Source organism: Bradyrhizobium sp. 87 (genome assembly GCF_023073015.1).
In the GTDB taxonomy this organism is placed as follows: Bacteria; Pseudomonadota; Alphaproteobacteria; order Rhizobiales; family Xanthobacteraceae; genus Bradyrhizobium; species Bradyrhizobium canariense_D.
The window spans coordinates 1-25232 of record NZ_JADPIQ010000137.1 but is presented as its reverse complement, the minus strand read 5'-3'; the positions used below and the strand labels follow the sequence as shown (position 1 = coordinate 25232).

Genomic DNA, 25232 nt, shown 5'->3' with positions numbered 1-25232 from the left:
AAAGCTAATCCGTGCCGGCCCGCCGCCGAGCCGGCGGAGGCGGCTCCGGCCATCCGCCTCAGAGCCAAGCTGAAGCCGGGGCACTCTCCGCCATCGCGCAGGAGCCCGGCAACTGAGGTGGCGTTACTCTCTGCGGCGTACCTTCGGCACTCTGCCATTCGTCCGCGCCCTCTCGGCAACATCCCAAATGTTGTCGCCCTTCGGCGGAGCGCGACGAATATAACCCGAAATATCCAGTTCGTTTCACCCCTCGGGTGGAGGTTGGAAACGCCCTTGTCAGCTCTAGGCAACCCAGCAGCGGCCTTCGCGTTGCTCCGCGGTGGCCGTTCTATTTGCGAGGCACCATGGACGAGAGCCTGCTCGTAACAATGATGCGCCGTCCCCTCTGCAAACCGGCGCTGCTGCTTGCGCGTCAAGATTGATTGTCCAGGCAAAGCCCATCGCCCGTTGAAAGAAGTTTGACGAATGTCGTTCGACTGACAACGAATGGTTGATTCTGGAAGCCTCTGTTCACCATCCGGCAAGCCGGTCCTCCTTCGTTACCTAAAATCCACCACTTCCCCGCTCTGGTGATCGCAGGCCTTGGGGGATGCTGATGTATCAAGTGCTCTACTGTCTGACCGATGAACACGATTGGCGACTGGTCGCGCTTGGGGGCGCGCTCTGCCTGCTCGCAAGTACGGCTGCGATCAGCCTGTTTCACCGGGCGCGCGCGACGCAAGGATCGGGCCGCCTGGTGTGGCTGGCGCTCGATGCAGTCGTTGCCGGCTGCGGCATCTGGGCGACGCATTTCATCGCGATGCTGGCCTACGGACCGGGCGCCAGCGGCGCCTATAATGTTCCGGTGACGCTGTTGTCGCTAATCTTCGCCATCGCCATCACCTTTGTTGGCTTGAGCGTTGCGGTCTCGACCATGCGACCGGGCCTCGTCGCTCTTGGCGGGGCGATCGTCGGCGGCGGTGTGGCGGCGATGCACTATACCGGCATGATGGCGCTCGAGATCCCTGCGCGCGTCAGCTGGGCGACGGGCACGGTGGCCGCTTCGATCCTGCTCGGGGTGGTTTTCGGCGCATTCGCGCTCCATGTCGCTGAACGGCGAGACAACTTGTCCGGCACGCTCGGTGCTGCGGTGCTGCTGACGGTCGCCATCGTCTCGCATCATTTTACGGCGATGGGCGCGGTGCAGCTGACGCCGGATCCGACGCTGCCGATCAGCGGCCTGTCGATCCCGCCGACGTCGCTGTCGGTTCTGACCGCGAGTGCTGCGGCTGCGATCATCGTGATCGCATTGGTCGCCGCGCTGCTCGATCGGCGGGCCAAGGGGGAATTGGGCCGCCAGCAGAGGGTGCTGGACACGGCGCTCGAGAACATGTCGCAGGGGCTCTGCATGTTCGACGCGGACGGCAAGATCATCCTGTTCAACGAGCGTTATGCCGCGATGCTCGGCCGCACCGACATCCTGCTCACCGGCCGGCTGCTGGTCGACGTGCTGCGGGAGGAGCAGGCCAAGGGCCAGTGGCAAGGCGATGCTGGCGAATTCTTCGCCCGCCTCGTCGCCGACGCGCGCGAGAGCCGCACCACGACCGACATCGTGACCAGGTTCGGCCGCTCCATCCGGGTCGTCAACCAGCCGATGCAGGGTGGCGGCTGGGTCGCGACCTTCGAGGACATCACCGAGTGGCTGGAGGCGCAGGCGAGGATCTCCCATATGGCCCGCCACGACGCGCTGACCGGCCTGCCCAACCGCATCCTATTCCACGAGCAGCTCGAGCATGGGCTGCGCCGGACCAATTCAGGCGACCAACTCGCCGTTCTCTGCCTCGATCTTGACCACTTCAAGGACATCAATGACTCGCTCGGCCATCCCATCGGTGATGCCTTGCTGAAGGAGGTCGGGCGCAGATTGGAGGCGACCGTCGGCGAGAGCGACACCGTGGCCCGGCTTGGCGGCGACGAGTTCGCCGTGGTCCTGATCGGGCGCTCCGAGGAAACCGCTGCAAGGTTCCTGGCCGGCCGTCTCGTCGAGGCGATCTCGGCGCCTTACGAGATCGACCACCATCAGATCGTGATCGGCGTCTCGATCGGCATCTCGCTGTCGCCGCAGGACGGCAGCCATCCGGACGAGCTGTTGAAGAATGCAGACCTTGCGCTGTACCGCGCCAAGGCGGACGGTCGCGGCACCTATCGCTTCTTCGAGACCGGCATGGATGCGCGCGCGCAGGCGCGGCGGCTGCTGGAAATGGATCTGCGCGCGGCGCTGCAACGGAACGAATTCGAGGTGCACTACCAGCCGATCCGCGACGTCGCCACCAACCGCGTCGTCGCCTTCGAGGCGTTGCTGCGCTGGTCACATCCGCAGCGTGGCCTGATCGCGCCGATCAACTTCATTCCATTGGCGGAGGAGACAGGTCTCATCATCCAGCTCGGCGAGTTCGTGCTGCGCAGCGCCTGCGCCGACGCGGCGACCTGGCCCGACGATATTGACGTCGCCGTCAATTTGTCGCCGGTGCAGTTCAAGAGTCCGAACCTGATCGCATCCGTGACCGCGGCGCTGGAGGAGGCGGGACTGGAAGCCCGTCGTCTCGAGCTGGAGATCACTGAATCCGTGCTGCTGCAAAACGGTGAGGCGACGCTGACCACGTTGCATGAGCTGCGCGCCATGGGCGTGGGTATCTCGCTCGACGATTTCGGCACCGGCTATTCGTCGCTAAGCTATTTGCGCAGCTTCCCCTTCGACAAGATCAAGATCGACCGCTCTTTCGTCTCCGAGCTGGCAACCCGCGCCGATTCCATGGCGATCATCCGCGCCGTGACCGGCCTCGGCCGCAGCCTCGGCATCGTCACGACCGCGGAAGGGGTCGAGAACGACGCGCAGCTCGAGTTGCTCCGGCGCGAGGGCTGCACCCAGGCACAGGGCTATCTGTTCAGCAAGCCGCGGCCTGCCTGCGACGTGGCACTGATGCTGGAAGGGCCGCGGCTCCGAGCGTTGGCTTAACGAAATTATCAGAATGCCATCGCGGCACCGAGGCACAGCGCGGTAAGTCCGGCGGGCACGCCTGAGACGGTCGGGATCGTCGCTGCACGTCGCGTTGTCTGAGGTGCACTGGTCTCTCCCGAGATCCATCGCCGCGTGAGGGTAGCGCTCGACCTTCCGGTCCTTACTGTCTTCGGTCAGACCGAGCTCAGCCCGATTGTCGCGCAGACGAGCGTCGACATCCGGAGACTGAGTTCGTCCGGACCGCGGGAAAGCGCTCTGGAACGTCGGAAGTGCGCGTTGCGGTTCCGATGGATCTTCGTATTTTGCCGACCGGCACTTAGGGCGTAATTCAAGTCCGTGGATATCAGACCCACAATCGGCTATCTCGACGCGCCGGAGAATGCGCGTCCGGCCATCACGGCTGACGGATGGCTGCGCACGGGCGACCTCGGGACGCTGGATAAGCGCGGCTACTTGCGTGTCACGGGCCGCCTCGAGGACATCCCGCGGCGGAGAGAATATTTACCCGGCCGAGGTCGAAACCTGCCTGCTGCAGCATCCCAACATTGCCGATGTTGCGGTGATAGCTCTGGTGGGGTGCCAGAGACTGTCACAGCCGTAGCGCGTTCGACCTCTGAAGCTAACGCGCTCAGATGATCGGCAAGCCTCGCGAACAATTCTCGTTTTCGCAGATCAGTGGCTAGATCGCTGATCGATTTGCAGTCGGCGGCATCGTTGCGGAGTCTGTCCAACTGCTCACGGATGTCTCTCATTTTAGAGTGCCCCCGGCAGCATCCTCTTCATTCAGTTGAATTGATCGAGGTGTACTTGAGCTCACGCCGATCTATTTCCGAACGGAGCAACTCAGCATAGTTGCGAAGATTGTCACCAACAATGCGGGAGCGGCCGCCATTCGCGCGATCAGCCAACACTTGCCGCCGCACACTTTCCCAAAGAGACAATAACGTCTGATCTTCCGAGCTTGAAAAGTTCATCCGCAGGCCCTCAGTAATTGGTCGCGCGGATGCTACCGCGTACTCGTGAGCCGGATTGTTCGGTTGCCGACATAGCTGTGGTGAAGCTACGCGCTCGTTGCACATCGGTCACACCGCTTGCATTGGTGAAGGGAGATATCGCGACCGCGGGACCTACCGTCGCATTAGCTAATCGATCGCTCGCGTCGCCGCTATTGCTGTAACGGGTCAGAGCGGTCGTGCGGCCGATTCCGCGCGACGGGACAAGATGTGGCTGCGTGGTCACCGACACCTGCTTCGAAGTATTGAAGGACGAACGTACGCGCTGCAGTACAATCCGTCCCGTGTCAGGCATAAGGGAGCATCTCCTGCAGCAAGCGTCCGCGGCGGATAGCTGATCAAGCCGAAGCACGAGCAGCTCGTTCAGCCGCGCTACCCGAGACTGAAATTCCTCACGTATCGATCCGTTATCCACATCTTCAAGCAGGCCATTGAGAACTCTAAGACATTCGATAACGACATTGACCTTCCGTCGCAGCAACTTAGTCCGTTCTGGTCTGGACGATCAGGTATCGCTCTCGACTAAATGGCAGCGGGATGATGTTGGCAGCCACCGGCTCGGACGCTCCATCACGGATCCTCGCTGGGACACTTCCAGCGTGACTCGCTGATGTTGAGGTACTTGTCATGGAAGCACCTCAAGCTGCGCGCACAGTGATCAGGAACTTCTCGACCTCTGTCTTTAGCCGCGCGCTGTCGTTCGACAGCGTTTGCGCCGAGGCAAGCACCTGACTAGAGGCAGAGCCGGTTTCCGTGGCCCCTTGCTGCACCTCCGTGATGTTGGAGGCGACCTCGTGGGTACCTTGCGCGGCCTGTTGGACGTTGCGCGATATCTCCTGCGTAGCCATTCCCTGTTCTTCCACCGCGGCTGCAATGGCGGAAGAGATTTCTGAGATCCGACCGATCGTGCCGCTGATTTCCTTGATCGCGACGACGGAATCCTGGGTGGCGGCCTGTATATCGGCGATCTGGTGGCTGATCTCCCCAGTCGCCTTGGCAGTCTGTTCGGCGAGCGCCTTGACTTCGGAGGCAACGACAGCGAAGCCGCGTCCGGCCTCGCCGGCCCGCGCCGCTTCGATCGTTGCGTTCAGCGCCAAAAGGTTGGTCTGCCCCGCGATCGTATTGATCAGTTCGACCACGTCGCCGATACGAGTTGCCGCCTGTGACAGCTTGTTGACGCGATCGTTGGTTTTCTGTGCCTGATCCACCGCTGCGCCGGCAATCCTGGCTGCGTCCTGCACTTGGCGGCTGATTTCGACGACTGATGAGCTCATCTCTTCGGTGGCGCAGGCAACCGATTGAACGTTGCTCGAGGCTTCCTCGGAAGCCGCAACGACCATGCTAGAGCGCTGCTGGGTGCTCTCGGCTGTCCTGCTCAGGGTCTTGGCCGCCGCTTCGAGCTCGGTCGAGGATGATGAGAGCGTCTGGATGATTTCTCCGACCGCATCCTCAAAGCGTCCAGCGAGCTGGTGCATGTCCGTCTTGCGCTGGGCGGCCGCACGGGCCTCTGATTGCGCCTGTTCGGCCCGCAGCCGGTCGGTTTCGAACATATTGTCTTTGAAGACCTGAACCGCCTCGGCCATCTCGCCGACCTCGTCAGCGCGGCCGACACCTGGGATCGAGGTCGACGTATCGCCGCTCGCGAGCCTGCCCATGGCGGCGGTCATCCCCTGGATCGGGAGGGCGATCGCGCGAGCGGTCAGCAGCGCAATGGCGGCCCCGAGGCCCAGTCCTGCCGCAAGCAAGCCCCACAGGACCAGCCTCAGGAAGGATATGCTCGTCTGCACCTGATGGCTTTCCTCGGCAAGCATGCTGTTCTGGTTCGTCTTGATGCCTCCAGAGCGGGTGCCGTCGGCGCCCTTCGGCCCGTCGAGCAGATCGAGAATCTTCACCGCGCGCGGCGCCGCTTCCGTTATGAGAATATGCACGGGTGCATTCCAGTCCGCTGACTCCCGGAACGCGAACATCTTCTCGTAAAGGAGAACAAATTCGCCCCGCGCCTTCGTGATCTTCTCGAAAGAGAGCAGCTGAGACGGCGTAAGCAGGTCCTTCTTCGCACTCACGGCGGTATAGCCTTTTTCAGAGAGCTCCCACGGCTTGAAGAATTTCTCCTTGTCGTTCTTTTCGCCCGACAGGAGGTACATGCGAAGTTGAGCGGTGGCAGCGGCAAAATTGCCGCGCGTGTCCGCCATTGCTTTCAGCAATCTCTTACGCTCCGCCGTCGCCTCCTGGCCCTCCTCCTCGTTGATCATCTTGGTGATCTCGGAAAACATTGTTTCGGTGCGCGGACCGGCTTCGGTCACAAGTAGCTTTGTCGCTGGATATGCATCGGAAGTGAACGCGACGGCTTCGGCTTTGTCTTGGGCAGCTCGGAACTCTGCGAGCAGCGCCTTGGCCTCGGCCCATTTTCGGCTGTTCTCCGGGTTGGTAAAATGTACCGCCTTCTCATCGAAGCCGGCAACTGTGGCATCCATTTCCTTCCACATCGCGGCCCGATCTAGCTTGCCTTGCGGATTTCCGGTCAAGAGATAGCCACGCAATGTCGCCAGTGTGGAATAGAGATTGCCGACCAGCTCTGTGCTCGCGAGCGCGACGGGTGTCCGCAGGTTCACCATGCGATCGACGGTCGTGGAAATCCCGCCGACCGCAAACACGGTGTATCCGACTGAAAGCGCGATGATCGCGCATACGGAAAGAAATCCCGAAATCAGCCGGCCACGAATCCGAAGTTTGAGTTTGAAGGGCATGGCAACACTCCGCGGGTCATTGGACCCTTAAAAAGATTGGCAAGAATGGATTTGGATGTGACGCGCTTAGTCGCCGCAACCGACGGCGGCTTTTAGGTCAGATGGCAAAAAGATCCCTCGTGGGGTCACTCGATAATAAAACAGTAGCTCAGGTTTCCCGTCCCTACTTGAGCGTGCAGACCATGGTGAAGACAATTGGCTGCGAGTTGGTTAAGAAGAAATCGACCCTGATTTTCCTCACGCGCGCAAAAATTGCTGCTTCAGCGCGTATGACGAAATTAGCTCGGCGCATTTCGCAAATTTTTGGTTCGCCCGGCCGCGAAATGCGCGAGCAACCCAAAAACTGAGCCCCAAGACGGTCCTTCCAAGGCTACCTATGGAAAGTGAGATAGCCAGCTTGCGACAACTTGTCTCAAATCATCGTCGCGGCCGAACTGCAGGCTCGCCGACAGACGGGAACAAGAACTCGATTCCCGCATCCGAAAAGACGCGACGAAGAATCTCCGTCGTCTCGTCCGACATTGGGGGAGCATCATCGTACTCTTCAAGCCGACGAATGATGGCGGACGAAATCCCCGTTCGCGCGGCCAATTGTTTCACAGACCAATTTAGGATGCCGCGGGCTGCGCGCAGTTGCGCGCCCGTAAGCTGCGATGTTGCCGCGTGTTGAACGGAGAGCTTTTCCTGATGCACGTCAATGGAGAGACCCATCCATTCCTGGATGCTGCCGTCCGCATTGGTGACAGGCACGGCCGTACAATGATACCACCGATATGTATTGTCGGGCTCTCGCAGGCGATGCTCGACGCTGTACCGCCGTCCGGTCTCGACCGAGGCCGTCCAGCTTCTCAAGGCCGCCTCACGCTCGTCTTCGTGAAGAAGATCAGCCCAGCCTTTGCCAAGCAACCGATGCGCCTCTGGTGTCTTCTCGCCATTCGGCAGTGCCGTGATTCGACCGTCGGAACTACCGATCCACAGCAGACCGCCTACCACCTGGGTCAAAGCGCTGTAGCGCTCGGCGTCACTTCGCAGCGTCTGGACCAACCGACGTTGCGCTGTAATGTCGAGAGCGATCCCCAAAATACATTCCGGCTCACCTGCGCTATTCAGTAGCACTTCGGTATGGCAGTTAATCCAGCGCAAAGCGCCATTGGGCCGAATGATGCGAAATTCACCGTCGAGCAACGTCCGATCTATCATCAACTCGCTGGGACCGCGAGTCGGACCGCGATCGTCCGGATGAATCCTTCGTTGGATTTCGGTGTATGACGGCGACACCGCATGCGGATCCAATCCGAGCAGCCTAAAAAAGCCACGCGACCATTGCATCTGGCCGGCTGCATCACAGCGCCAGACACCTGCTCCCAGCTTTTCTTCAATCAAACGAAGCACATCGGATATACCGAGATGTGCCTCCAGCTGCAGCAAATTAACCCCCGTTCTCAAATACAAACATTCAACTCTCAATTGCAGAACAATTCAACACTGATGTTTGAGTGAACCCGGCCATACGGTCGCAGGCCGGTGGAACGTCTCTCCACGGGCAACGCCAACGAGAGAGGGCAACGTCGTGCGGTCCTAGAGACCGCCTACACCTCAACCCGGCCAATCGGCTGCGCGCCATTCGACGAGGCCAATGACCCGAAAATCCCTTCCGGCACTGCTGATTTTCTCGAGCATGGTGGCACTGGTTGTCGCATTCGGATTTCTAGCACAGTAAGACCCGCGGATTGTGTGCGACGTCCTCTTTTCCCCCGATAGCGACTCAAATAGCGGACGTCGTGCACTTCGCATTTGGGCCAAGCGGTAGAGTAGCGCTCTAGATATTTGGAGGGGCCTCTTACCAGGCAGGCCCTGTTGCCGCGAGATGGTCTATGGACGCGAAATCAGCCACACGATTTAAACAGCACGTAGATCGGAACATGGAGAGTTATCCCTGGCGCTCACGCTCGCCCAAGAATCTCCAGTAGCTGAGTTTCTGAGATTGAGGACATCGGTCGGCGATATCATCTCTCGGAATAGACTCCGTGCTTCAGGAAAACATTTACAAAGATTATCCCGGTCTGGATGGCATGAAAGGCTGACTGATAACTTCGGCTTCGGGTCAAAGAACGAACCCGCTCTCGCGGGAGGGCTGGCGGCGCGGTCCGCCGATCACGTCTACCGCTGTAACCGTTTGAACGAGCACAGGTGACGGGCGGGCGCTCCGTCTGCAGGATCGAGGGGTCAAGCACTCCAACCTCAAGACAGGAGCCCCCAATGAGCGAGAAGCCCATCAGCCCGCTGCGCCAACGCATGCTCGACGACATGAACATGCGCAGGTTCGTACCCGATACGCAACGCGAGTACATCCGCGCCGTCAAGAGGCTTAGGGTTTTCCTCAGCCCTCCCCCCGACAGTGCGACGGCGGAAGAGCTGCGCGCGTTCCAGCTGCATCTGACCGAGGCCCTGAGGCGGTGGACGCCGGGTGCGTCGCCTATTTGCGCAAGCCGTTCGCACGGCAAACCTTGCGGGATGCCATTGCGAGAGTACTGGCGTAACAGGCGCGGCGCTCCATCGGGGTAGGTCAATTGGGCGCCCATAACCTCAGCAGACTGAACCGCAGGTTGTTCGGCTAGGTGTGAGGCTAGTGAGAACGGGGCTGTCCGTTTTGATCCTGCGCAAGCCGGAGAGTTGCGGTGCTTGAGCAACGGCCAATGGCGAACTAGACCATGTACTCCGCGAAGTGGACAAGTCCGTTCTGGCTTCAAACCGGAGATGGCCGGCTCGCTAGGGCGCTACGGAACTGCTCAATGTATTCCGCTGGCAGGTCCCTTTGAGATCGCGCGCGTTGCAGCTTCAAGACGGGCCGCGATCTCGCTCATCCGGCGCGCCAGATCTTGGAGCGTTGTTGGCTGTACTGGGCCGGCGCCCCTTGGGGAATTCAGCTCCGTTTGCAGGTGCTCGAACTCTGCCTTGCACCGCTCCAGCTCGGCGAGAAGCATTGCGAGATCATCCATTTGGCCGAATGCGCCTCATTCCGGTGAGCTGGGGCCGTCGTACCAGATCAGGGGCAGGCGCGGCACTTGGGAAATTTACGGGTGGGCCGACCCGCTCTCCGCCGCAGGTCGATGATCCCGAGACACACATCTGGGTAGGAGATCAGCCGGCATTCCTGCTGGGTTGGCGGTTGGCACGTGGGTACTGCGGCTAGTCTGTGTCTGTGGGTGGGCCCGCTGTCCAGGTTAGATCGGAATGGCATCGTGTGGGTTTTCATCGCCGATTTTGACCCCGAAGCTCACGCCGACCTTGATCTCACGTGACCGTAGTTGAACAATTAAATTTTGTGGTGGAGGACATAATGAACAAAGCCATTGTTGCTATCGGGCTTGGGCTTGCCCTGTCGGGCGCAGCATTCGCGCAAGAGAAGTCGGCTAAGGAACAGCTTGTTGGTGCGTGGACGCTAGTCGCTGTTACCAGTGAAATGGACGACGGCCAAATAGGCGAACCCTTCGGTCCTTCCCCAAAGGGTGTGATGATTTTCTCAGTTGATGGCCATTTCTCGCTTTTCCAATCGCGCGCGGAAATTCCAAAGATTGCGGCTAATGACCGAGCCAAGGCGACGCCCGAGGAGGCGCAAAGTATCGTGGCGTCAAGCATTTGCCTATTACGGCACATACTCGGTTGACGAAAATACAAAAGGTATGATGGTCAACCTTGCAGCCAGCACCTCCGCGAATGTCGCCGCCATTCCCAATCAGAAAAGAACGATTACTTTGCTAAACTCAGACGAACTAAAATTCGACAATCCCTGAACTCCAAACGGTATGACGCTGCGAACCACTTGGAAGCGCGTAGCGGCGCCCCAGTCGAATTTGAACGGTGGCAATCGCACGCGACATAACGCCACTCTGTAAAAAACCGGAAAACCAACCGGCTGGTTCTCGTCAGATGGTGTCAGAGCGTTGGGCACCAGACGAAAATCGGCCCCGACCAACACGGGGGCTGGCGGTCGGGGGCCGTCCCTTCCAGTGCGCCACAGGCGGCGGTCGTGGGCACACGCGCTGACGTTCGGGTAGCGACAAACCGGTACACCAACTGGCGCGCGCTCTTTCAGGCCGCAACGTGTGGATTGACAACTGTATAGCCGCGCAACGATCGCGCGTGCATCCTTGTCGCGTGTCCGCCTGAGTTGGCGTCATACGCCATCCAAATGTCGCCTCTGAGATGCTGTTCTAGTACGAAGACGTGCCCACGGCGTGCCGCGACCATTCCGGGCGACGGCGACGTACGCGGAAAGCGTAGCCAGTTGGCTGCGAGGTTTAGTTCAGGCACCACACGACCAAACACGCGCAGCGCTGCGCCACAACCACAGAATGCCGCCGGGCAGCCGGGCGGCCGACCCCCGGCGATCCGGCTCTCAGCAGGGACACTCATCGCCAAGCTGTTGGCTGCGGTTACTACGAGTTGTTTGGGACGATACGCCTGCAGTGAATATTGCGAAATTCGTTCGCCGCGCGTCTGCGCGGACGAGAAGTCACATGGCATGATCACGTTGCATTCGGGCGCGTGGCCGATGCGGTAGGGTCTTGCTTCCGAACAGATCGAGCTGAGGACAACGAAGAGACACGCAGAAAATACTTGCTTGAACATTGCAGGGCTCCAAAATGAGGTCCTGCCCCGAGTACCAAGCAACAAACAACAATTTGGCCGAAAAGCGGCCAAGGTTAACAGCGATCGCGGTCCAATATCGTCAACCCTCACGGCCAGACGTTGCGACGCTATCTGATTAACTCGCAGAGAGAGAGAGAGAGAGAGAGAGAGCCTTGCACTCGTCCGACTTGTCAAGTCTGCTCCGGGGTGACCACCGGCAACGCTCGGATCGAAGCGATATAATTTCCGCTTCGCGCCCCTGAGCGGCTGCCGGTGTAGATGGAGCCCTAACAAACGGCCCCGACGCATTCCACGTCGGGCCCTTAAGATCGTCGAGCCGGTTACATCCGCCGTGCCCTCTGATGCTTGATGTGTCGATTACCGCCCACGATCTAGTGCAGAGCGTGCACTGCGGCCGCAATAGCAAGGCCGTTTGAACAGTCGTCATAACACGCGCGTCGATGTTAATGCCACGAGGTTCCCGCACCTGGACGGTTGCTTGGGCAACAATTAAAAGTCGAACCGCTCGTTCCTGCGCGCCATGAAGATTTTGGAAGCCACGAGCCGCGGCGAAATGTCAATTCATGATCGTAAGCAGATCCGAACCAACCCGGCGTAGCTCTCGCTTTTTCTCGACCGGTCAGCCCGAGCTCTCACGCACCAGCCGGGCAATTCTGCGAGGACCATCCCACACCTCTACGGCGGGGTACGTATCGAGAAATTTCTCTGCTCGCGTTCTGGCGCCTTCATCCGTCGGACTGTCTTGATAAACCGCCCGAGCAACGCCGGATAAATCGACCACATACGCAACGTACCGCATGGCAGTTCCCAAGTGCCGGAAGCTACAATACGACTCCGCCAACTGTGACGGCCTTCGTTTCATCTTACTTTCGAACCTTTGACGAGCGCCGGCTGGTGATCGAGACTTGCTCTTGGACAACCTGCCGCGCCTCCACCTCGCCTGTTTGGTTTAGGAGGGCAGGAACTCTCTTTCGGACGTTCTCTTGCCAGCCATCGCAGTACTCTAGAACAATTTACGAGGCTCCCAAGATCGACCTATGGCTTAGGAACCAACCGGCGCCTACGGACCCGAATACCCGAATATCCGTTTCGGTTGGAGTTCGTTCCGCAATGGGGACCGGGGCGCCCCTTCCCCGGTGAGCCATGCTTGCGCAGGGGTCGGGGCCGTTCCGCGCGACGCGCGCTGCATTCACAAGATCCTCCTTGCGCGAGGATCTGTAATGGCGCGCCTCGCCCCCGCCGAAAGTGGTTCGCTACAGAGGAGGTGGCGCAGGCTTGGATTGATGAGAACGATCGGGAGGGCGTCGGCTTCGAATACGAGGTGATCGGCGCGCCAGCGTGAACTTCATTGGCAAGCCATGTCGCAGAGCCACCGCGCGGCCGCCCGGCGGATAGGATCGAGAGAACAACCCCTCGCGCGTGGCCCAATTGTGCCGAAACATACAGCCAGCCAGGGCGCGCGCGAAAGCTGCGGCGTGGTCATCCGAGGTTCAGGAAGGAACGTCTAAGGTTGGTCAGCGGGGATGGGCTCCGCCGGAGTAGCATGGATGAAATACAAACTTACACTTGCCGCAATAACCGTTCTCGGTGGGGCGGCATTCTCAATTGCAACGGCATCGGCAATGCCCGTTGCTCCGTTGGGACAATCAAACATCGCGAACGTTGAGACGGTAGCTCTGGTTTGCGGCCGGCACGGATGCGTCCGAACCCGCCCGGTCTATCGTCCTGCCTATCGCCGCGGCGTAGTCGTCGTTCGTCGGCCTTATGCCCATCGGTACTATCGGCGCTACTGATCAGAGGTTTCGTTCACGTAAACTGGCGTACCCTACTTGTAAAAAGGCCGCCAACTGAGGCGGCCTTTGGTTCTTTGCTCAACCGTTTTAGTGAGGAGAGAGGACAGCGGCCACGTTAAACGCCAGTGGAACCAGAGCGCATGCGCCAGCTGAGAGCAGTCCCTATGTCACCGGCCTCCTTCGCGCATGCATTCCTGTGGGAGAAGTGGTAGCCAACTGCTGAGGTCCGACATTTTCTGGCGTTATTTGGACGTCATCCAACAACTTCGCGAGTTCGTTTCGGAGATTTATGTTCATAGCAATTGCTCCGAGGCAGTTTCGCTGAAGAAGCGCGAAAGACGCAAACTGCCGGCGATTGGAATAACACAGAAGAGCCGTGTACGGTTGCGATCCACTGCGAGCGAGGCTGGATAACGCGCGGAGCTTCTTAGGCGGCTCGCGGCATCTCGCCCCACGAGCTGCCCGTGGCCCGTTCAATGTCCTGCTCGTCTCTATAATCAGGCGAAGAGATTCACGCCACTGAACCGCCTGCACGCCAGGCCAGGTTGACGCTGCTTCGCAAAGCGTCGAGCTCTAGAACGCCTCGCCGGTTCTCGTGAATGCGCTGCAGCGGACCATCTGCTTGTTGCGCTGCTTCCACTCTTCGCCATGCAACACATTCAAATCGGTATCAGATCACCTCTCTACACATGAATCCCGATGTGCCGGAACGCGCCTTACGAGTTTGCATTGTTTGTCAGTCTGGTGATTTGTAGTGAGGTCGATCATGCGTCCGCTTTCTGGAATGATCGTGATTGCAGCGGTCTCAATCTGGACGGGGCTTCACGCCGCCCCAGCCGTTGGGCAAACATTCAATGATAGATGGTCCATCGTGCCAGACGCTCACGCCGAGCCCGCTCCTGAAGGACTCGATAAGACAAAGAAGGAGGAGCCGCAAGCGCAACGCCCGAGCGGACAAGAGCCCCTGAAAGATCGTTCAGGCGCTCAATCTTTCAATCGAGTTATTTCCGGAAAAGCCTCCTACTATTCGTATTCCAAAGGCAAGACAGCGAGCGGTTCATCGTTTGATCGGAATCTACTAACCGCGGCGCATCGCCGTCTGCCGTTCGGCACGAGAGTCCGCGTCATTGATCTTGAGACGAACAAGTCGGTGGTGGTTCGTATCACCGACCGCGGACCATGGGTCCGTGGCCGCGTCCTCGACCTCTCGCTGGCGGCTGCGCGCAGCTTGGGGATTACGAATCGTGGCGTGGCTCAGGTTCGTGCTGAGGTGTTGTAGCGGACGACCATGCCCTGCGAAAACACGCGACCGCCGCCCACGCGCCCTTACGTCAATAGTCCGCCTTTTGGCCTGAAACGAATCTGCCGTGTCTCTAAAGAACCCTGACGCTATCGCGGCCCTCGTATCCGTCCTCAGGCTCGTCCACGGAGACGAAGTCGCGCGAACCATGCTCCTGGAGGGTATGAGCCTCGCCACGCTGACGGACACGATGTTCTCCGCGCCGATAGCACATCGCGATGCCGTTCGATACGTCGCGAGTGCCTTAGATGACTTCGCCATTACACCAGAACTTGGCTCCGTCTGGCATCTTCGTTACCTGTATGATGATCAACCCGGCTCATTTCGCGTCGTCGATATGGAGATAGCCACGCCGGCCGGTACGCTGTCCAGCAACGACCTTTGGCTTCGGCTGCCCGTCTAACTTGCAATGCGGACCGTGCTTCGACGATTAGCCGGAGCCCCCTGCCCTACGTGCCGGCCTTGTAGGTCTGGATCGTGCCGGCCGTTATCTCACAGCATGAGAGGGCGCGGCTGCAGCTCATCGATGCCTTTCCCGGCAGGGCTGCGTCTTTACATGCCATGGCCTGAGCCCGGTTGGCCGCGATGATCCAACTGCTCCCGCGCCCGTTCACGTAGGCGAAATTGCGAGATCGGTGACGCCCAGCGAGCTCTGAAATCTTGATCTAACTTGCATCCTGCGTGCAGGCTGGCAGCTCTCTTAAATCCGCGGGGGATCGACCTTCCGAGCACGAACGCGACGAAGAGCGACTGCAAGGAAGATTTTAGAAGCTACAATCGAAACCGGCGTGTGCAGAAAGTATTCGCAGTTGAGCGGCACGAGGCGTGCCAAAGGACACTATGCCCGTCGAAGTCGGAAGAGCCCAGCAGGACAAAGAAGTTCAAATCCTTGCAGGCGGATGTCCACAGTGGCATCACGTATCGCCATTTAGCCGAGTTACCGTAGTTCCTTACTGTAGCTTATTTCTAGAGCCGTCCACGGTTTGCGAAAAATGAACGTCTTCGCGAAAGCTTAGCGCCCAGAGTTCGGAGGAGTGGATATCCTCGGCGCGGCGAGAACCAGGGACCAGTAGCTCGCCCCCTTCCGCGAAAGCGCTCTGCGTTTTTTCCGCGCGGAGCTTGTCACTTCTACGGTTCGAGCCACGTTGACACATTAGATCGCGGGAGCCGCTAGGCTCAGTCGCGCTTGACCCGAAGTGAGGTGTGGGGCTCCCGGCTGACGGTTAGCCTCACAAGCCACCTGCGGAATCCTCCGCGAAAAGTGTGGAGAGGTAGTCTGGAGCGGCCGGATTATGGGCGCGATGATGATGCGCAAGGAGCCCGCGAGCGCGCCCAGGAGGCCGTTCGAGAAGCCGACGGGCGGAGGCGGAAGCCTGGTCCGTCCGCATGGAATGCTACGGGGGCCCTGCGCAGCCCTGCCCGACGATCGATCAATGCTTAGTGGCGGACTCGCCTGGCTGGAGGTTGAGTGCGCCCGCTGCAAGACACGCGAGCCTGCCATTCGACGTCATACATCGGCATAAGCACACGCCGCTCTGGAGTTTAGGCGCTTTTTCCTGCCTCGATCAGCCTCGAACTTTCGGCGATCGGACTCATTTGCCGACGGCGCCTTCGCGCGCAGCGCTGGGCCCGAGCGCACAGGCTAAAACTGTGCTAAACAACGAAAGTCAGCACCATCGTCAAGGGTTCACATGGAGCACCAAATGGCTTCCACGCGGGACGACAGCGTCGCGGAACGGCAGATCGCGGAGGAGCTTTCGCACCTGACGCGCAAGGCGGAAGACGGTGCCTCGGTCCAGCCGACCATGGAGACGTCTCGCGCACCGGCAACGAACCATCAACCGACGAAACAGCCCCACGTGGCCTTCGTCTGCTCTCTGTTGGCTGTGTCCTTTGCTGCTTGGTGGTGGTGGTCGTCCTCCGCACAACCGGCGATGAGGGCCCCTTCGGACCCTGCACCCCTGACGCGGGGCCCCCGAGATGCTGCGGCGCCGAAAGACGCGGCGCCGTCTGCAATCGCCCTGGTTTCCGACTTGACGCAGCAGCTGCAGTCGATGACGCGCGATCTCGCTGCCTTGAGGCAAGCAGTCGAACAGCTTAACGTGACGCAAGAGAAATTGGTCCACGACAATGAAAATGTGGCGCGCCAACTCAAGACAGGCCAGGAAGAACTCGCACGTAACAGCCGTGTCATCGACGATGTCAAAGGGATCCAGATCCAGATGGCCCGCGAAAGTCAAACGCTCACCGATCGCCTCAACGCAAACCAGGAGCAACTCGCCCGCGCCACGGCGAACGCCTCAGCACCAAAGGAGATGATGCCTGAAGGTACGAACGCAATCCCAGAAAAGCCACAGGTCATGCAGGAAGTACCATTGCCGCGTCCACGGCAGTCGGCCAATGTTGCCCAGGCGCCAAAGCCGGCGCCAATTGCCAGACCGCAAGCTATAAAACCGCAACCGTCGTTATCGTGGCCATGGTCGCGCTAAGCCGCGACCGACCTGCTCCTGCGGCCGAAACTAAAGCTATGGAGACGGGCGCCGTTGACTGCGGCTCCTATTCAGACTTTCGGATCTGGCCCGCTGTCGCCCCGCGGTCCCTTTCGCTACGTAATCGCCCTCCCGTAGACCTTGTAAACCCGCGAAATCATCAGGATGATCGGCGAGTCGTAGCATCGCTCGCGAGGCCTTCATGCGAAAATGCGAAGTCGCCGTGCTGGGTCTAGGACTCATGGGCGGAGCAGCGCTCAACTCATTGTTGGATGCCGGCGTCGATGCGCTCGGCTTCGACCCTGTCGGACCCGGTTCGGATCGAGGCTCGTCACATGGTTCATGTCGAATTTTCCGTCGCTTCAATTTCGAAAACCCCAACTACACCAGCCTGAGCGACGAGGCTCATGCCGGTTGGATCCGGCTGCAGGCCGAAAGCCGTCAAACGGTTCTGACGGAAACCCCTGTTTTGGAGGCAGGCCTCCCCGGCTCTGCGATGGTGGCGTCGTCACGCGCGGCCGCGATCGCGAAAGGGCGCCCTGATCCGATGTTGACCGCGACCGTAGCGAACAAGGAATTTCCGGCTTTCGCCCTGCCCGACGACTGGGACGTCGTAGTACAAGACGGTGGCGCGATACTGCGGACCGGTGTCGTCATGAGACTGATGCGCTCACGCGCCGGCAACCGTGTGATTCCGGAACGCGCGAGCTTCACGCCGCACCACGACGGCGTATCGATCCGCACGGTGACCGAAGAGTTCTTCGCCGAGCGCGCGATTCTGGCGCTGGGTCCATGGCTCGGTCGCGCACTCCCGACACTGGGCGCGCTGCTCAACGTGACCCGACAGGCGGTCGGCTGGTTCAAGCCGACCCGCCCTGACACTGTGGCGCTCGGTCGTTTCCCGATCTTCATTCTGGACCGAGGTCCGAACGACGTGGTCTACGGCTTTCCGGACTTCGAACAGCGCGGCGTCAAAGCGGCGCCTCACAACCACGGGCCCGTGGTCGGCCCCGACGACTGGGGTCCGCAGGCCACCGAGGCCGAACTCCGCCCGGTCGGCGATGCGTTGGCGGCCCTTGTCCCGGGCGCGGCCGGGCCAATCATCGATCGAGACGTCTGCCTCTACACCAACACCGTGCCCGCCGACCGCCTGCCCGATGCGGGCGAGGAATTCATCATCGATCGCTGGCCGGATTCCCGCCTAATCGTCTGCTCCGCGTGTTCAGGCCACGGTGCGAAGTTCGCGCCTGCCATCGGGCAAAGGCTTGCCCGACTGGCCACCGATCCGTCCTACGAAGCGGAGTCCTTCTTTCAGCTTTCCCGATATTCTCAATTCGCCTGAGCGGATATCGCGGCGTGGCCGGATCGGCTACGTTACCCTAGCGGTGTCACTGGCCGATATGTTCTGCGCCGGCGAGCTTCGGCGCGGGACCTCCGAATTCGCGCGCGAAGACTATTGAAGCGCGAATTGAGCCTTGAGCCGTGGTGTGAATCGGCGTGGCCCGAGGCTGATCGGCACGATAAGTCTCTGATTCACATCACATTGGAGGGGGCATGCTTCGATGCCGATTCACATCCCGGCCTTCCGCCGACCTGCACGCTCGTCGGCCGGACGTGCCGCGGTGGTCTCGCAGCGGCGAGCAAATCCTGTAGCTTGTAACCGTAGTTAGTCACGTCAACCGCGCCTCACCCCACCGAAAATTTTAGAATCCTCAACGCCTTGGTCATTCCCGTTTGGAGGAGCGGTGATCCTCGGGTAGGCGGGATACGTACTCGTCCACATTCCGGACCAGCGGAGCACTGATAAGGTTTTGCGTATTACCTTATCAGTTGGCCAGCTGACTCCGCTTCGTATGAAAGCTTATCAGTCGATCAACTGACCCCGTTTTGACTCGAAAGCTGATGAGTTCGCCATCTGGCTCTGTTTCGTACGTCTGCTTATCGGTTTTGTAGGAAGCAGAACCGTTTAGCATTTTTCGGGTATCGCTCGCTGGGGGAAAAATCAATAAAAAAACTGCTCGACTGCTGCAGCTCAGGTTCTCTCGGTAGGGGAGAGATGGCATTCTCCGACGGGCACGCGTTGAGGACGGACTACGGTACGCCGTAGCGCGCGAATTCCTCGGCGATGTCGCCCCGGACAGCTTTCGCGGCCGCGACATCGGCTTCTCCCGAAGCCGTCTCGCCGCGGCGGATCTTTGCCCGGCCGCGACCGTACAGCGCGGCGGCGAGCGTGGGGTCGATGCGTAGCGCGGCGTCGTAGTCGGCGATGGCCGCATCGGTCCGTCCAGCCTTGAGGTGGGCGAGCGCGCGGGAATCGTAGGTCGCAGCCGTATGCGCGCCCGACCCGATCGCCTTGTCGCAGGCTTCCACCGCGCCTTGCGGGTCGCCCGTGCTCGCCCGGATCCAGCAAAGGCCGCTCCAAGCCACTTCCATGTCGGCGTTCAGACGAGTCGCGGCGGTGTAGTCGCTTTCGGCGCGTACGAGATCGCCCTTCTTCAGCCAGGCCTGGGCGCGGTTGACGAAGGCGCCGGGGTATGCCGGCTGGAGGGCGATGGCTCGGTCGAAATCCTCCATCGCGGCGTCGTAGTCGCCTGTCCTCAGTCTCGCCGCGCCGCGGTTGTTGACGGGCTTGGCGAAGGTCGGATCGATGCCTATGGCCGCCTCGAAGTCGGCGACAGCGCGGTCGTAGTCGACCTTCGCTGCGTAGGCGATGCCGCGGTTGTTGTGGGCGATGGCCAAGGCCTGTGGCCCGCCACGGCCGGCTGCGATGAAGGCAGAGCAGGCCTCGATCCTCCGGTCGGGGGACGAAGCGGCGTTGCAGAGCTCGACGTTCCGGAATTGACCTTCCGGCTTCTGCGCCGACGCGGGGGCGGCCAGCAGCAGGATCATAACTGGCGCCGTCCCGAAGACCTTCAGCATCCCCGGCAGATGCCGAGAGCGCGGTCGGCCCTCCGCTGCCGGGGAGGCGCAACGGTCGGACCGGCCTTCCGCTTCATGACCGCATCCTTGCCCTCCTCGATCAGGGTGGCGAACTTGACCGTGCCGTCGTCCGAAATCTCGATGTGGGGCGTGGTGCCCCGGATCCCCAACGTCGCCACCGGCGTGTCCACCTTCATGCTCCCGGTCTTGGCGACGCTGCCGGCGACGAAGGTGAAGGTGCCTCTGGTCAGGCTGATCAGGGTTGAATTGTCCTTGCCGTCCGGATCGTAGACGAACTCGCTCATTTCCATGCTGGCGTTACTCGACAGGCTGAAGGAGCTGCCGTCGGCGAAATTGATACCGAGGCGCCCGTCGGCGCCCGTCCTGACGACGTCGCCCCGATAGACTGGATCGCCGACCTTCGCGCTGGCCCCGTTCTCGGACAGTCTCGCCTGCACAACCGCGGCATCGATATGCTCGATCACTGCCTTGCCAGCGACGGTCACGACCTTGCCGATTGGCTTGACGTCCTGCGCCCGAAGCGGCGCAGGCGGATACGCCACTGCAACGAGCAAAAGGCAGAGAAGTCCTGCGACCGTCCTTAGTCCGTGCATGCGTCGCTCCCGTCCGTGAAGTGCCCGCTTCGGCGGAATGATGCCAGAGCGCGCCCGGCGCACCATACCGCATGTTGCGACCGCCACTCTTTAGTCGCAACGGACGATGGTCCCGACCGCTCAGCGCCAACAAAAGAGCGCATTTGCGCGCACTCAGTCAACATTTCGTGAAGGGGTCTCGGGATGACAAAGCGTAGTCTGATGCGCAAAACCGGACACCTCGGCGGGTGGACTCACACGCGATCCATGGGTCCGGCCGCTTCGGCGGAAGCGGGCAGCATGCGAGGCGTTCAAGATGTCGCTCGCACGTGTCTTCACCGGTCTTTGGCCGGCGCAGAACCAACGCAGTCCGTCGTCCGTCCGCGGCGGGCGCGCTGTAGAGTCGGCGGTTGTCGCGAGACTCGGATGGGCCGGAGCGCTGTCTTTCGTCCCGTTGATCCTGACGGCGCTGAAAGAAGCGTGGGCCGCCGATCCCGATCTCGCGTTGTTCGACGATGCTTCCATCACCTACAAGGGCTTCGAGCATGGCACCTTCGAACTCATCACGAAGGAGGCGGTGCCGCGCCACATCATCGTGGACGATCCCGGGCAGACGGTCATCCTCAGCAAGACCGGATCGTCCGTCAGCTTCGCGCAGGTCGCCAACAACGCTTCGCGGATGGAGGACCTGCAGAGCCGGCAGCAGGACGTGCTCGACAACTACTCGAAGGACCATGGGCCGTCCGGATCCGGCACGCCTCCGGGCGAAGCGGTCGATCAGACGCTGCAGCCGATCGATTTCCACGCGCCGGACGGGCCCAATCCACAACATGCCCTTCCCGGGCTGGTGGTGCCGGCCAGCTTCGTGCCGGATGGGCCGTTGATCCATTCGCCACCGACACTGACGCTCGGGTCGGGCCCCGTCGAGATCGACACAGTCGCGTTCGATGAGTTCTCGGCGAGCAGCGGCAGCTTCTCGGCCACGAGCTTCGGCTCCGGCACGACCCCGACCTTCGGCATCGCGGGCGGCGCGATCGGCGCTTTCACCGTCGCGGGCGCAAGCTACGACGTCGAGAAGGCCGGCTCCTTCGGAATCCTGTACTTGAACAGCGGGACCGGCGCCTACGCCTACGTACCGAACAACGACGCTATCAACGCGTTGAAGGCGCCGAACGCCGACAGCTTCACGATCACGGCGTCCGACGACTTTGCCTCGGCAAGCCAAACCTTCACGATCGACATCGCCGGCACCGACGACGCGGCAGCGATAAGCGGCGAGACCGGCGGATCCGTCGCCACGATCGCCATGACTGCCGCCGCAATCGCGGCGGCGGCCATGGCGCACCACGTCCCAACCGCGACCGGCAAACTCGCCGACACCGATGTCGACGATCCGGCCAACACGTTTACGGCGGTGAGTTCTCCGCATGCCAGCGACAAAGGCTATGGCAGCTTTACGATGACGTCCGACGGGCACTGGACCTATGCGCTGGATTCCGCCAGCGCCGCGGTGCTGGCGCTAACGGCGGGCCAGACCCTGACAGACACCTTCACCGTGACCACCATCGGCGGCACGCCGCAGGTCGTCACGATGACCATCCAAGGCGCCGACGATCCGGCCGTCATCTCCGGGGACACGCATGGTCGCGTGGTCGAAGCAGGCGGAGCCGACAATTCCGCGCAGGGCGTCCCAACCGCGTGCGGCCTTTTGACCGCCACCGACGTCGACGGCCCGTCGAACGCGTTCGATCCCGTCAAATGTCCGGAGCCGAGCGACCACGGTTACGGCAGCTTCACCATGACCGCGGATGGGCACTGGACCTTCGCGCTCGACAACGGCAACTGCGCGGTGCAGGCGCTGAACGCAGGTCAATCGCTGACTGACGATTTCACCGTGAGGGCCGCGGACGGTACGGCACAGACGGTGACGGTCACCATCGAGGGCGCCAACGACGCCGCGGTCGTCTGCGGCGATATTTGCGGACGCGTGACCGAGCCAAGCAATTCCTGCGAACCCCCGCCAAGCGCCAGCGGCACCTTGTCCGAGCGGGACGTCGACAATCCCGACGACACCTTCACGGCCACGACATGTCCGCAGGCGAGCGACCACGGCTACGGCAGTTTCACGATGACGACCTGCGGCACGTGGACATATGTCCTCAACCCCGACAATCCCGCGGTCCAGGCCTTGAGGTCTTGTGACGCGCTGACCGACACCTTCACCGTGACCACGATCGACGGCACGCCGCAGATCGTGACCGTGGTCATTCAGGGCGCCGACGACCAAGGCTTTGACAACCGGGCCGAGCCCGCGTTCCATTTCGAGGCGGGTGCGGAACAGCAGCATGCCAGCTCGACGCCCCCGGCGGTCACTTCCTCGGTACCCGTCGCCGCGCTCAATCCGGAGTACGATTCCGCCGCGGCCGCATGGCCCCATCCGGCCGATGAGGCGCCGGAGGGTTGGCGTTTCGACGGGGAGGCTGCTGGCAAGGGCGGACAGCTACCCTTCCAACACGATCTGATCCTCTGAGAGCCGCCGACGCCTTCGTCGCGTCCGGCTGATTGGCGTTTTCCGGGGCGCTCCCATGGCTGCGCCGATCACATTCATGGACCCGCACCGCCATCAGCTGCACGGCCATCAAGAAGCTGCACGGCCATCAAGAGCCATGAAGGGGCGCTACTTCATTTCCGCTCCGAGGCACGATAATAATGAGTCATTGTAACCTCCAAAATCATACTCGGAAAGGCGACAGGAGCAGCACTTGCAGGATTCGCGATGTCCGCTTCGGGTCAATCGCGTCGGTCGGCCGTTCGGTTGACCACTTCTCGTCGGCCCGACAGCAGACATTCGCATCAGGCCGCCGCTCCGAAAAAAGGTCCAGCCGACCACGGCTCGATCGCGGATAGCTGTCCGCTTTGGGTCGCCAGAAGGAAAGCGTCCCGACTAAAGCGTTACGACACCCCGAACCAACTTCGCTTTAAACCTTTGATTACCGACGGTGAGAATTGGCAGATTGCAGAGTAAAAGCCCCAAAAGGTTTACGTCACTTTGCCGCCTCGAGGCCCCTTGATATTTTCGAGCTACTTGGAACTTATCCTTTCGGAGGTTGTTTACTGCTGTTGTCTAAGTGGGGGAAACAATGAAAGCGTCGGTAGTCTCGACGGATTCGAGCGATAGCTCGACTGCAGGCGAATTTCTGGCCACCGAAATACGAAGATCCCTAAGCACACCGCCTGCTGCCTTGGTGTTATTTGCAGCTCCTCAGCATGACCACGGAGCGATACTTTCTGCCATAAAAAAGGAGCTGCCCGATACCATCGTTGTTGGAGCTTCATCTGCCGGCGAGTTTACGAATGTGAGCAGTGGTCAAGGCTTGGCGTGTGCACTGGGGTTGGTGGGCGACGATGTGGTCTTCTCACATAGTGTTGGACGTAACCTCGCGATGGATGCCACTGCGGCAGCCCAGGAGATAGTTTCGAGGTTTACACCAACACCGCCCGGACGATTTCCGTTTCGGGCTGCTCTCGTTCTAGCTGATGCTCTAGCTGGGCATGCTGATATTTTAGTAGATCAGTTGACGTTAGCTACAGCCGGTCAGTATCAGTTTTTTGGTGGAGGAGCGGGGGACAACGCTCAATTTCAAAAGACCACTGTATTTTGTGGAGAAGAAGTTTTGTCCGACGCCGCGGTGGCATTGGAGATTCTCTCCTCGAAGCCGATCGGCGTGGGTGTTAGTCACGGCTGGAAACCTGCGTCCCGAGCCTATCGCGTCACGGCGAGCGACGGCATGAAAGTGATAAGCCTTGATGGGTTTCCAGCGATCGAAGCATTCGTAGAACACGCGGAAGAGACTCATCAGAACTTGGATCGGAAAGAACCGTTACCATTCTTCCTGCACAATATTATTGGGGTTGATAGCGGAGCTGAACATCGCTTGCGTGTTCCTCTGGCTGTGGATGAGGAAGGCGCAGTTGTGTGCGCCGCTGAGGTCCCCGTTGGTTCAGTTGTAAGAATTATGAAGACTAGCACGGCATCCGCAGTTTCTGCCGCGAAGCAGGCTGCAAATGCTGCTTTGGATGCATTAGGCGGCCCCCCAGCGGCGGCCCTTTTCTTTGATTGCGTCGCTACTCGCCTCCGTATGGGAGACGAGTTCGGGTTGGAACTCTCAAGCCTGCAAGAACGATTTTCGGAAGTGCCGTTGACGGGGTGTAACACCCACGGTCAAATCGCCCGAGCGGAGGGGCAGTTCAGTGGCTTTCACAACTGCACTGCAGTCGTTTGCGTATTTCCCGAGTAGGTCACTTGAAGGATGACGGGGCTCATCTTTTAAGTGGTTTTGCCAACGCCAACGGGAGGCGAGAAGCTGCCGCGCGATTAGCCAAGTTTATGGGAGGCGATGCTTTCCTCATTTTCTTGAAGGATGAAGAAACGGGGAGTTTTACGCCAGCTCAGGGATTTGACCAGCGCCTGCCTGGCGGCCCGTCTTGGCGAGCGTTTTTGAAGCAAGCATCAAGCTGCTGTGAGTTCTTCGGAGAGGTAGCATTTCCCGACGCTAACACGCTCGTTCCCGCGGTCGCTCGTTCGACCCCTGCGGCAATCCTGGTATTTGTCGGCAGGAACTTGTCTAGAGCTATCGCCGAAAGTTGGTGACGGCGAGAATCGGAAAGGCGGCATATCGTGGGGGTGCTTGACGCCTCCACTTCTCCACCGAAGGAGCGATATGCCG

At 60.5% G+C, this 25232-nt stretch carries 15 protein-coding genes; 10 read left to right on the top strand and 5 right to left on the bottom strand.

Annotation, left to right across the window (positions count from 1 at the left end; genetic code table 11):
• The first annotated feature begins 595 nt into the window (after positions 1 to 595).
• Positions 596 to 2995 (top strand): EAL domain-containing protein, encoded by a 2400-nt coding sequence (locus IVB50_RS37385; RefSeq protein WP_026234031.1) that lies wholly within the window; start codon positions 596 to 598, stop codon positions 2993 to 2995.
• Positions 2996 to 4649: 1654 nt separating this feature from the next.
• On the opposite strand, the gene IVB50_RS37375 is transcribed toward IVB50_RS37385, so the two are convergent.
• A complete protein-coding gene (locus IVB50_RS37375) occupies positions 4650 to 6758 on the bottom strand; it encodes a methyl-accepting chemotaxis protein (protein ID WP_018460439.1) in 2109 nt (702 codons plus the stop codon).
• A 119-nt stretch (positions 6759 to 6877) separates the two neighbouring features.
• Between IVB50_RS37375 and IVB50_RS37370 the strand changes: the two genes are divergently transcribed.
• On the top strand, positions 6878 to 7105 hold the full coding sequence (locus tag IVB50_RS37370; protein WP_143273025.1) for a hypothetical protein: 228 nt from the start codon (positions 6878 to 6880) through the stop codon (positions 7103 to 7105).
• A gap of 70 nt (positions 7106 to 7175) precedes the next feature.
• On the opposite strand, the gene IVB50_RS37365 is transcribed toward IVB50_RS37370, so the two are convergent.
• Positions 7176 to 8186 (bottom strand): PAS domain-containing protein, encoded by a 1011-nt coding sequence (locus IVB50_RS37365; RefSeq protein ID WP_039801407.1) that lies wholly within the window; start codon positions 8184 to 8186, stop codon positions 7176 to 7178.
• Between the two features lie 831 nt (positions 8187 to 9017).
• Here IVB50_RS37365 and IVB50_RS37360 point away from each other — a divergent pair.
• A complete protein-coding gene (locus tag IVB50_RS37360; protein ID WP_018460443.1) occupies positions 9018 to 9323 on the top strand; it encodes a phage integrase N-terminal SAM-like domain-containing protein in 306 nt (101 codons plus the stop codon).
• Positions 9324 to 10098: 775 nt separating this feature from the next.
• The gene (locus IVB50_RS37355) at positions 10099 to 10425 is read left to right on the top strand and encodes a lipocalin-like domain-containing protein (protein ID WP_157643159.1); all 327 of its coding nucleotides are present in this window, start codon (positions 10099 to 10101) and stop codon (positions 10423 to 10425) included.
• 425 nt (positions 10426 to 10850) lie between these two features.
• Here the strand turns inward: IVB50_RS37355 and IVB50_RS37350 are convergent, their stop codons facing one another.
• Positions 10851 to 11390: a hypothetical protein gene (locus IVB50_RS37350; RefSeq protein WP_198293420.1), complete on the bottom strand. Its 540-nt coding sequence runs from the start codon at positions 11388 to 11390 to the stop codon at positions 10851 to 10853.
• A 2580-nt stretch (positions 11391 to 13970) separates the two neighbouring features.
• On the opposite strand from IVB50_RS37350, the gene IVB50_RS37345 reads away from it, so the two are divergent.
• The 4 genes from IVB50_RS37345 to IVB50_RS37325 all read left to right on the top strand — a co-directional run bounded on the left by IVB50_RS37345 (position 13971) and on the right by IVB50_RS37325 (position 18335).
• Positions 13971 to 14483, top strand: coding sequence for a septal ring lytic transglycosylase RlpA family protein (locus tag IVB50_RS37345; protein WP_083926609.1), 513 nt, complete (start codon positions 13971 to 13973; stop codon positions 14481 to 14483).
• A gap of 184 nt (positions 14484 to 14667) precedes the next feature.
• Positions 14668 to 14907, top strand: coding sequence for a hypothetical protein (locus IVB50_RS37340; RefSeq protein WP_143274137.1), 240 nt, complete (start codon positions 14668 to 14670; stop codon positions 14905 to 14907).
• A 1300-nt stretch (positions 14908 to 16207) separates the two neighbouring features.
• Positions 16208 to 16993, top strand: a complete 786-nt coding sequence (locus tag IVB50_RS37330) for a hypothetical protein (protein WP_026234034.1) — start codon at positions 16208 to 16210, stop codon at positions 16991 to 16993.
• Positions 16994 to 17195: 202 nt separating this feature from the next.
• Complete coding sequence (locus IVB50_RS37325; RefSeq protein ID WP_083926610.1) at positions 17196 to 18335, top strand: FAD-dependent oxidoreductase; 1140 nt, start codon at positions 17196 to 17198, stop codon at positions 18333 to 18335.
• 749 nt (positions 18336 to 19084) lie between these two features.
• Here the strand turns inward: IVB50_RS37325 and IVB50_RS37320 are convergent.
• Positions 19085 to 19882 carry a tetratricopeptide repeat protein gene (locus tag IVB50_RS37320; RefSeq protein ID WP_245288580.1) on the bottom strand — a complete coding sequence of 266 codons (798 nt, stop codon included), beginning with the start codon at positions 19880 to 19882 and terminating at the stop codon, positions 19085 to 19087.
• Between the two features lie 23 nt (positions 19883 to 19905).
• The gene (locus tag IVB50_RS37315) at positions 19906 to 20526 is read right to left on the bottom strand and encodes a FecR family protein (RefSeq protein WP_026234035.1); all 621 of its coding nucleotides are present in this window, start codon (positions 20524 to 20526) and stop codon (positions 19906 to 19908) included.
• Between the two features lie 295 nt (positions 20527 to 20821).
• Here IVB50_RS37315 and IVB50_RS37310 point away from each other — a divergent pair, with 295 nt between their 5' ends.
• Positions 20822 to 23035, top strand: a complete 2214-nt coding sequence (locus IVB50_RS37310; RefSeq protein WP_247299817.1) for a VCBS domain-containing protein — start codon at positions 20822 to 20824, stop codon at positions 23033 to 23035.
• A gap of 610 nt (positions 23036 to 23645) precedes the next feature.
• A complete protein-coding gene (locus tag IVB50_RS37305; protein WP_247299815.1) occupies positions 23646 to 24803 on the top strand; it encodes an FIST N-terminal domain-containing protein in 1158 nt (385 codons plus the stop codon).
• The last annotated feature ends 429 nt before the right edge of the window (positions 24804 to 25232 follow it).

What these genes read in the sequence shown, in the direction of transcription:
- IVB50_RS37345 (WP_083926609.1), top strand. Translation starts at nt 13,971, where the DNA reads ATGCGTCCGCTTTCTGGAATGATCGTGATTGCAGCGGTCTCAATCTGG.
- IVB50_RS37315 (WP_026234035.1), bottom strand. Translation starts at nt 20,526, where the DNA reads ATGCACGGACTAAGGACGGTCGCAGGACTTCTCTGCCTTTTGCTCGTT.
- IVB50_RS37375 (WP_018460439.1), bottom strand. Translation starts at nt 6,758, where the DNA reads ATGCCCTTCAAACTCAAACTTCGGATTCGTGGCCGGCTGATTTCGGGA.
- IVB50_RS37325 (WP_083926610.1), top strand. Translation starts at nt 17,196, where the DNA reads ATGCGAAAATGCGAAGTCGCCGTGCTGGGTCTAGGACTCATGGGCGGA.
- IVB50_RS37340 (WP_143274137.1), top strand. Translation starts at nt 14,668, where the DNA reads ATGAGCCTCGCCACGCTGACGGACACGATGTTCTCCGCGCCGATAGCA.
- IVB50_RS37305 (WP_247299815.1), top strand. Translation starts at nt 23,646, where the DNA reads ATGAAAGCGTCGGTAGTCTCGACGGATTCGAGCGATAGCTCGACTGCA.
- IVB50_RS37360 (WP_018460443.1), top strand. Translation starts at nt 9,018, where the DNA reads ATGAGCGAGAAGCCCATCAGCCCGCTGCGCCAACGCATGCTCGACGAC.
- IVB50_RS37330 (WP_026234034.1), top strand. Translation starts at nt 16,208, where the DNA reads ATGGCTTCCACGCGGGACGACAGCGTCGCGGAACGGCAGATCGCGGAG.
- IVB50_RS37310 (WP_247299817.1), top strand. Translation starts at nt 20,822, where the DNA reads ATGTCGCTCGCACGTGTCTTCACCGGTCTTTGGCCGGCGCAGAACCAA.
- IVB50_RS37385 (WP_026234031.1), top strand. Translation starts at nt 596, where the DNA reads ATGTATCAAGTGCTCTACTGTCTGACCGATGAACACGATTGGCGACTG.
- IVB50_RS37320 (WP_245288580.1), bottom strand. Translation starts at nt 19,882, where the DNA reads ATGATCCTGCTGCTGGCCGCCCCCGCGTCGGCGCAGAAGCCGGAAGGT.
- IVB50_RS37355 (WP_157643159.1), top strand. Translation starts at nt 10,099, where the DNA reads ATGAACAAAGCCATTGTTGCTATCGGGCTTGGGCTTGCCCTGTCGGGC.
- IVB50_RS37350 (WP_198293420.1), bottom strand. Translation starts at nt 11,390, where the DNA reads ATGTTCAAGCAAGTATTTTCTGCGTGTCTCTTCGTTGTCCTCAGCTCG.